Here is an 8363-nt window from a genome sequence, read left to right on the forward strand (position 1 = left end):
CCGATGAGCCGACGACTGCTTTGGATGTGACCATTCAGGCGCAAATTCTCGATCTGCTGTGCAAAATCAAGGAGGAATCCCAAACTGCGATTCTTTTTATCACGCACGATCTGGGGGTCGTTGCGGAAATGGCTGATCATGTGGTCGTGATGTACGCAGGGAAAGTAGTAGAGGTATCTCCTGTCGTCGAGCTGTTCGAGGAGCCGAAGCATCCATATACACAAGGCTTGCTTCGCTCCAAGCCTGTATTGAATCAACGCAAAGCCAAGCTGTATTCCATCCCTGGCCAAGTACCGAATCCGACGACTCTCGGCGAATCCTGCTATTTTCTTGACCGATGCGATCAGTGCTTGGACATTTGCCGGGTGAAGCAGCCGCCTTTGCGTGACGGGGGAGACGGCAGAAAGGTCGCGTGCTGGCTGTATGAGGAGGAGATCACCTGTGGAAAATAACTTGCTGGAAGTGCGCCGATTGAAAAAATATTACCCGATTACCGGAGGGCTTTTAGGCAGGACGGTCGGTCAGGTAAAAGCGGTGGATGACGTCAGTTTTTCTATCCAAAAAGGGGAGACGTTCGGGTTGGTCGGTGAATCCGGCAGCGGGAAAAGCACGACAGGTCGCACCATCCTGCGCCTTTTGGAAAAGACAGAGGGAGAAGTCCGCTTCCAGGGTATCGATGTGCACGCCTTGAATCGCCAAGAGCTCCGAGCTTTGCGCCCCCGGATGCAATATATTTTTCAAGACCCGTACAGCTCGCTGAATCCGCGCGTCCGAATCGGAGAAGCACTGGGGGAAGCGCTGCTTGATCACGGGTTGCTCCCACAAGCGGAGGTCAGAGAAAGAGTGTTAGAGGTCATGGCTTTATGTGGATTGGCGACGTATCATGTCGATCGGTATCCGCATGAGTTCTCGGGTGGTCAGCGTCAACGGATCGGTATCGCACGGGCCATTATGATGAACCCTGATTTTATCGTCGCGGATGAGCCAGTATCTGCACTGGATGTGTCGATCCAAGCCCAAATCATCAATTTGTTTGCAGAGCTACAGGAGCAAAGGAAGCTGACGTACTTATTTATTTCTCATGATTTGAGCGTTGTGGAGCATCTGTGCACGAGGATCGGGGTCATGTATTTGGGGTCACTGCTGGAGCTGGCACCTCGGGATGAATTGTTTTTGGAGCCGCTTCATCCGTACACCAAAGCGTTGCTCTCCTCTGTCCCTCTCCCGATCCCAAAGAAAAAGCGCGAACGCATCGTCCTGAAGGGAGACATGCCAAGTCCGGCGAAGCCTCCGACAGGGTGCAAATTCCACACGCGCTGCCCGTTTGTGAAAGACATTTGCTGCCAGGAAGTGCCTGCTTTTCGGGAGGTTAGCACAGACAGATTTGTTGCCTGTCACTTGGTGTAACGAGAATCAATAGGGAAACGAAGAACTGCACGGTTATTGACCGATTGCAGAATTATATGGTAATATTTGCATATCAGGGTAAGTATATCGGTTTTTGTGTAATTAGCTGATTGGTCGACCGAAAGCTCCCGCGAGGACAAAGACAACCAAGCTGTCTAGTTGCGCAGGGAGCTTTTCGTCAATCAAAGGAAAATGAGGTGAGAAAAGCCTCTTGATGCCCGAACTGTTCGACATTGACAGCAATCGGGATCAAGAGGTATTATCAGACCATAAAAACATACTAATTAGGTAGGAATAATGTGTAATAATTATTACGAAACAGGAGGGTGATCCCCATGGCCAAAAATGAAAATCCCCTGGACGATCTCTTATTAGAGAAAATCGCAGTCGCACTGGACGGTCTGGAATACGGGTCCATACATATTGTGGTTCACGATTCACAGGTCGTTCAGATTGAGCGAACGGAAAAATACAGACTTACAGCGGAAAAGCCTGGGGCAAAGATTCCGCAAGCGGGGACCGGAAAATAGATAGGTAGGCGTGGAAAAAGAGAGGAGGAGGACTATGGCAGGCGTTCTTGTGGTAGGAGGAGATCGGGTAGCAGAAATCGAGAGCTTGTTGCAGAACAAAGGGTTCCAGAATATCTATCACGTATCGGGTCGCAAAAAATCCGATGTGAAGGCGACGATTCCTTCTGATACAGAGCTCGTTCTTGTCTTTATTAACTTCGTCAGTCACAGCTTGAGCAAAAATATCAAGAAGCTGGCGAAGCAAAAGCACGTCCCGATCGTTTTTTGCCGACGATCATGTGATGCGGTAGCCATGTACGAACCAGCGATAAGCTAGAGAGGACAGCCCAATATGCGCGGATGAATAGAGGTATTCAAGGATGAATACTTCTATTTTGCGTGACAGAGACTACTGGTGGAAACTTGTCGGACCGATTCGGGTAAAAGTATTCAGTGGGGAATAAAATCAACAAAAGAACAACTGAAAGCACGAATGGCATAAAATTTGCAGAATATTTATTTAATATTCGGTTATCCGACTCAAACAGGGGGGTACAGCATGAAAAGACCAGTAGTCATGACAAGTCTCTTCGTATTGCTTACGGGACTATTTGCAGGCTGTAGCAGCGGCAATACGCCGACTCAAACCGCACCAGACACCCAGCAGCAACAAGCGCCAGAACAGCAGGCAACTGTGCAGTCTGCGGCAGAGCAGACCTTGCATATGAATGCCGCAGAGCCCGAAACACTTGATTCAGGCATGTCCAATGATGTGATTTCCGGTGCCTTCATCCGTTCGCTGTATGACGGGCTCGTTCGATTGGACAAGGATGGCAAGCCAGTCAATTCTGTTGCATCCGACATTCAAGTATCTAAGGACAAAAAGGTGTACACCTTTACACTGCGCGACAGCAAGTGGAGCAATGGCGACGCGGTTACGGCTCACGACTTCGCCTTTGGCTGGATGCGTGTACTCAATCCGAAGACAGCCAGTGGCTCCGCCTACAAGTATTATCCGATCAAAAATGCCCGTGCCTTTTATGAAGGGAAGGCGAAAGCAGAGGATGTCGGCATCAAGGTCGTCAATGACAAGACACTGCAAGTCACCTTGGAAAACCCTACTCCTTACTTCCTGACACTTGCGACCTTCTACTATCCGGTCAACCAAAAGGTGGTAGAAGCCAATCCCGATTGGGCGAAAAAGCCCGAGTCCATCGTCACCAATGGGCCGTTTAAGCTGGTGAATTGGGAGCATAAAAACAAGATTGAGCTGGCTAAAAACGAGCACTATTGGGACAAAGACGTCGTGAAGTTTAACGAAATCGAGTTTTCCATGATTGAAGATACCAATACCGAGCTGGAGCTGTTCAATAGTGGCGAGCTGGATTGGGCTGGCGGCCCGATTAGCGGTCTGCCCGCGGATGCCATTGGACCGCTGCGCGACGAAGGCAAGCTGCAAACTATGCAACGTGCGACCAACTACTATCTCTTGTTCCAGACACAGAAGCCGCCATTCACGAATAGCAAAATCCGAAAAGCGTTTGCCTACGCGATCAACCGCACTGACATCGCGGAAAACATCGGTCAAGCCGGACAGACTCCCTTGATGGGCTTCGTCCCGTTGTCCGCCTCTCTGAAGCCGGAGGGATATTTCAAGGATAACGACGTGAAGACGGCGAAACAGTTATTGGCAGAAGGAATGAAGGAGATGGGCATCACCAAGCTTCCCGAAATCACTTATCTCTATAATACCTCCGAGCTCAACAAGAAGATTGCCGAAGCGTTGCAGGCTCAATGGAAGCAGGCTCTCGGTGTGGACGTCAAGCTGATCAACAAAGAATTGAAGGTCATGTTTGACGATCAGGAGCAGGGGAAGTACATGATTTCCCGAACAGGCTGGACGGGTGATTACAATGATTCCGTCAACTTCCTGGAGCTGATGATGGAGAAGTACAGCTCCAATAACTCCACCTTCTGGTTTAGCGAGAAATACGTTGAGCTGGTGAAAAAGGCGTACGCCGAGCCAGATGAGGCCAAGCGCAATCAGTATCTAGTCGAAGCGGAGAGCATCTTGATGGATGAAATGCCGGTCACAGGTGTATACTCCAGCGTCAATTCCTGGGTACAAAATGAAAAAGTAAAAGGCATCACAGTCGATCCATTGGGTTACATCGACTTCAAGTGGGGATACAAAGAACAATAGCGCTGAAAAGAAATGGCCGATACGAAAATCCATGTGTGGGCCGTTTCGCGAGCGATGGGGGAGGAATTTTCATGACATGGCAGCAAGCAGTAGAAAACGTACTGAAGGAAGCGCCCGGTATTTTTGGAATCGCAGCTGTGCATTTGGAAACAGGAGAGACAGCAGGGCATTTGGATGAAGAGTTGTTTCAACTGGCGAGTACATTCAAAATTCCGATCATGGTCACCTTGATGCGCGAGGTGGAAGCAGGACGAATTCGCCTCGACCAACGTGTGACATTAAAATGGGAGGATCGCGTGCCGGGCTCAGGCATTTTGCAAGAGCTGGATGCCGGAGCAGCCTTGACGGTTAAAGACTTGGCGACACTGATGACGATTGTCAGCGATAACTATGCGACAGACCAAATCCTCGAGCTAATCGGCGGTATTGATAAGGTGAATGAGCACATGCATGAGCTGGGTCTCTCGCAGATTCACTTGCCGCATAATTGCTGGGAGCTCCTCAACCACTGTGTGGGTATGAACGAGCCTGCACCTTCGCAGGCAGGGTTCGATGAGTTCATGCGACGGGAAGAGTCAGGCAATTACGAATTGATCCACGATGTATCGATGCCTACTCGTGATAATAACGTAGCGACACCAGCCGAGCTGAATCGCCTTCTTATCATGATTGCGCGAAAAGAAATTCTCACGGAGGCCTCCTGCGAGCTGATGCAAGACATCATGCGACGTCAGCATTACAACAGCCGTCTGCCGTACTTGTTGCCAGAAGGAACAAAGGTCGCCCATAAGACAGGGACTGTCAATACGGTCGTCAATGATGCTGGAATCATTTATTTGCCTGAAGGAAAAGGAATGATTGCGATCACGGCATTATCACGAGGTGTAACTGACAAAGAAGCCGCAGAGCTAACCATCGCTCGTGTTGCAAAAGCAATTTATGAGCAAGCGATGGGGAGTTGATGAGAATGACGGCATGGAAGGAACAATTCCAGGCGTATGCACAGCAGCTGCTAGACGAGGCGAAGGCTCCGGGCGCAGCTATTGCTGTTGCGCGTAACGGTGAGCTTTTGTACGAGGGGATGTTCGGGTTTCGTGACAGGGAACAGCAACTGCCGCTTTCCCGCGACACTGTTTTTGGCATCGCATCCATCACCAAATCGTTTACCTGCGTTGCGATCATGCAGCTACAGGAGGCAGGGAAGCTGTCTGTCCATGATCCGGTCGTGAAATATTTACCTGAGTTTCGGGCGGGCGATCACGAGCTGACAGCACGCATATCGATCCATCACTTCATGACACATACGCCCGGAATAATGCCAATGCCTTACTTGGACGGCGCAATGAGGCGGAGCATGGAAAATGATCCTGCTGTCATTGGTACCAAGGCAGAGGAAGAACTCAAGACCGTGCCTTACCTAGATACGTATGAAGAAGTCATGGAAGCCATTGCAGGATTCGAAGGGAAGCCACTCTCAGAGCCAGGGGGTGCCTTTAGCTACAACAACGATGCGTACGGGCTTTTGGGGGCGATCATTGAACGGGTCAGCAACCAGACGTATGAAAACTACGTTGCGACGCATATTTTGCAGCCACTGGGTATGAACAGAACCGTTTTCTCCTTGGATGAGTTGGCTGACCAGGATGACGTCACGATCTTGTATACCAACAAAAAAGTCGATGACGAAAACCAAATCATTGCAGCACCTATCTGGCACGATGCCCCGGCGATGCGAGCAGCGGGGTTCCTCAAATCGACTGTGAATGATCTACTCACTTATTTGGAAGTCTTTCGTTTGGGGGCAGTGGGAAACCCGACACCTATTCTGTCTGCCGACAGCGTCAGGCAGATGCTCACTCCCTTTGCTCGTGTAGACGGACACCGCTTCTACGGCTATGGTCTGATGGTCTCGCCTGCTTTTCCGGATGGCTTGCTGGTAGAGCATGGCGGATCGTTGAAGGGAATCAGCTCGCACATTTTTTCGGTTCCGGCTAAAGGGATTACGGGCGTGATTCTGGTCAATCTCGATGGCGTGAGCGTCCGGGAGTTGGTCCTCGGCTTTTTGAACAGTTATTTTGCAAGACCGGCTGGAGCTCCGTTGTATGACTATGATCCATACGTGGTTACAGATGAGCAGTTGTCACTGTACGAGGGTCGCTACTCTTCGCAGGAATGGGTAAGCGCATCGATAACCAAATGCGAAGGCAAACTATACGTGGAGGTGGATGGTCTCTCGTACTCGCTGATCCCGGTACAAAAAGACAGCTTCGTTTTCCAAAAAAGAGATTCCATCCCCTGGATTGAATTTTTCCGGGGTGAAGACGGGCAAATAGCGAGAATGAGCTACGGATTGCGTCAGTTGACGAGGGAATCCACAAAATCACCAGGTTAAAAGGCTAAACAAGGGTAGGAATCCGATGGGTTCTTATCCTTTTTCGTTTCCATCAGGCAACTGCTTTTGTCTTTGTTTTGCTTTCTGTGCCCGATCCAAGCCATAATAGAAACAATACATACAGGATGTGATTACGCTTGCAGATCATTGTTTTTGACCTTGAAACGACACTGACTTATCAGAAAGACAAGATTCCGGAAATTATTGAGATCGGAGCGGCAAAAGTCGTACCCGGAAAAAATGGCGTGGAGGTCGAGACATTTCAGCGCTATACCTTTCCGGCGATTGAGCGCCGAATCTCAGAGAGAACACGCAAGTTCATCGGTCTCGATAAAGAGAACATGCCAACCTTTATCCCGTTTCGCCGAGCATTTGCCGAATTTATGAAGTGGATTGGCAACGATTCTGAATACTACCTGTGCACATGGGGGCAGGACGACAAGCGGCTGATGATCGAGCATTGTGCGCGATTTGGTTTGGACTTCAACTGGATGCGCAATTACAACGACATCCAGCCGCCAATTAGCTTGCTGTTGGCTGATCGCAAACAGATGAGCCTGAAAGAAGCGATCGACACGGCAGGGATCATCCAGGAGGGCAGGCTGCACTCTGCCTTGGTCGATGCCATCCACACGGCTCATTTGCTCATCAAATACAACAAGACGGTTCATCTGAAAGAAAACACGCCGGTGGAGAACTACAATTTGTCGAGCTCGTTGTACATTACGTGCCGGTCTTGCAAAAAAAGCAAATACTACACGGCTTTCGGGCGAAAAAGCAGAAGGTGCGAGGCTTGCCTGCAACATCGCAAGAAGTTGGAAAAAGCCGCAGAAGCAGCAACCGTCCAACAGAGCTAGCGGGAGAGAACGGAGGAGTGCGTAGATGATACGACAAGCACAATCAAATGAAAAAGAGACAATCGTGACGATGATTGGCGAGGGCATGCTTTGGAGGACCGAAGAGATTGGTGATATCGTGGAAAAAGCTACGGTTTACATTTGGGAGGAAAACGATCAAATCCTCGGCTGCGGCACATATGATTTGAACTCCTCCGGCGAAGACGGGACAGCAGAAATATACGTCTATACACGACCAGACCATCGGAAGCGAGGAATCGGTACGCGCTTGTTCGATCAGCTTTGGGTAGAACTGCAACAGCACGAGAAGAAGCCGACGGCAGTCATGGCTACCTATCGGGTAGATCACGGGCAGGGTGCCGATTTTTTTGCCAAGAGAGGCTTTGCTTCTATCTGGGGACATCATCTCATGAAATACACAGGAGAGATCGGGCCTGCACCAACACTCGACGTACGAAAATTCTCGGAGTCTGATATGGATATGTACATCCAATCGCAGAGTGACGCTTACTACGAGGTGCGCAAAGGCATCGATCTTCAGCCATACCGTTTGGCAGACTATCCTGAGAAAACGATGAACGCGTGGAAAAACTGGCTCCTGAACGATATGAGAGAAGATATTTACATATTCGAGCATGAGGGAGCATTCGTAGGGTCTTTGATCATCACAGGACATGGCGAAGTCTACGATGTATTCGTAGATCCCGTGCATCAAGGCAAAGGCTACGGCAAAGAGCTTGTCCGCTTTTTTGTGAACCGGACGCTGGAAAAGGGCTTGCAGCCGTATCTCGTCACAGGCACCCATAACGAACCAGCGATTGCGTTGTACGAACGAACAGGCTTTCAAACGTTTCAGACGACCACGACAGCGAAGAGACACTTCGCATGATTGCTCATAAAAAAATGCCGCAGGGATTAGACCCGAGCGGCATTTTTCGTTGTGACCGATAATCACTATACTCCGAGCAGGAGCAGGATAATGGACGTCAGACTAA

General features: G+C 49.8%; 9 protein-coding genes. All 9 read left to right on the plus strand.

The features are described from left to right. Nucleotides 1–452 (plus strand): oligopeptide/dipeptide ABC transporter ATP-binding protein (locus C7R94_RS28040; RefSeq protein ID WP_146142833.1); only part of this gene is annotated, 452 nt, incomplete at its 5' end. Beyond that, entirely contained in the window at nucleotides 442–1407 is a 966-nt protein-coding gene (locus C7R94_RS28045; RefSeq protein ID WP_106785844.1) for an ABC transporter ATP-binding protein, read from the plus strand. The genes C7R94_RS28040 and C7R94_RS28045, both read left to right, overlap by 11 nt. 335 nt (nucleotides 1408–1742) lie before the next feature. Then, nucleotides 1743–1937 carry a YezD family protein gene (locus C7R94_RS28050; protein WP_106785845.1) on the plus strand — a complete coding sequence of 65 codons (195 nt, stop codon included), beginning with the start codon at nucleotides 1743–1745 and terminating at the stop codon, nucleotides 1935–1937. 34 nt (nucleotides 1938–1971) lie between these two features. Continuing rightward, nucleotides 1972–2253: a DUF2325 domain-containing protein gene (locus tag C7R94_RS28055; protein ID WP_106785846.1), complete on the plus strand. Its 282-nt coding sequence runs from the start codon at nucleotides 1972–1974 to the stop codon at nucleotides 2251–2253. Nucleotides 2254–2475: 222 nt separating this feature from the next. Continuing rightward, entirely contained in the window at nucleotides 2476–4119 is a 1644-nt protein-coding gene (locus C7R94_RS28060) for a peptide ABC transporter substrate-binding protein (protein ID WP_106785847.1), read from the plus strand. A 71-nt stretch (nucleotides 4120–4190) separates the two neighbouring features. Further along, nucleotides 4191–5081 (plus strand): serine hydrolase, encoded by an 891-nt coding sequence (locus C7R94_RS28065; RefSeq protein ID WP_106785848.1) that lies wholly within the window; start codon nucleotides 4191–4193, stop codon nucleotides 5079–5081. Nucleotides 5082–5086: 5 nt separating this feature from the next. Continuing rightward, nucleotides 5087–6511: a serine hydrolase domain-containing protein gene (locus tag C7R94_RS28070; protein WP_106785849.1), complete on the plus strand. Its 1425-nt coding sequence runs from the start codon at nucleotides 5087–5089 to the stop codon at nucleotides 6509–6511. Between the two features lie 137 nt (nucleotides 6512–6648). Continuing rightward, the gene (locus C7R94_RS28075) at nucleotides 6649–7368 is read left to right on the plus strand and encodes a 3'-5' exonuclease (RefSeq protein WP_106785850.1); all 720 of its coding nucleotides are present in this window, start codon (nucleotides 6649–6651) and stop codon (nucleotides 7366–7368) included. Between the two features lie 25 nt (nucleotides 7369–7393). Continuing rightward, nucleotides 7394–8257, plus strand: a complete 864-nt coding sequence (locus C7R94_RS28080; protein WP_106785851.1) for a GNAT family N-acetyltransferase — start codon at nucleotides 7394–7396, stop codon at nucleotides 8255–8257. Nucleotides 8258–8363: the final 106 nt, after the last annotated feature.

This window comes from Brevibacillus sp. NRRL NRS-603, assembly GCF_003013445.1.
In the GTDB taxonomy this organism is placed as follows: domain Bacteria; phylum Bacillota; class Bacilli; order Brevibacillales; family Brevibacillaceae; genus Brevibacillus; species Brevibacillus formosus.

Coding starts and splice junctions, on each gene's coding strand:
- C7R94_RS28050 (WP_106785845.1), top strand. CDS start 1,743: ATGGCCAAAAATGAAAATCCCCTGGACGATCTCTTATTAGAGAAAATC.
- C7R94_RS28055 (WP_106785846.1), top strand. CDS start 1,972: ATGGCAGGCGTTCTTGTGGTAGGAGGAGATCGGGTAGCAGAAATCGAG.
- C7R94_RS28060 (WP_106785847.1), top strand. CDS start 2,476: ATGAAAAGACCAGTAGTCATGACAAGTCTCTTCGTATTGCTTACGGGA.
- C7R94_RS28065 (WP_106785848.1), top strand. CDS start 4,191: ATGACATGGCAGCAAGCAGTAGAAAACGTACTGAAGGAAGCGCCCGGT.
- C7R94_RS28070 (WP_106785849.1), top strand. CDS start 5,087: ATGACGGCATGGAAGGAACAATTCCAGGCGTATGCACAGCAGCTGCTA.
- C7R94_RS28080 (WP_106785851.1), top strand. CDS start 7,394: ATGATACGACAAGCACAATCAAATGAAAAAGAGACAATCGTGACGATG.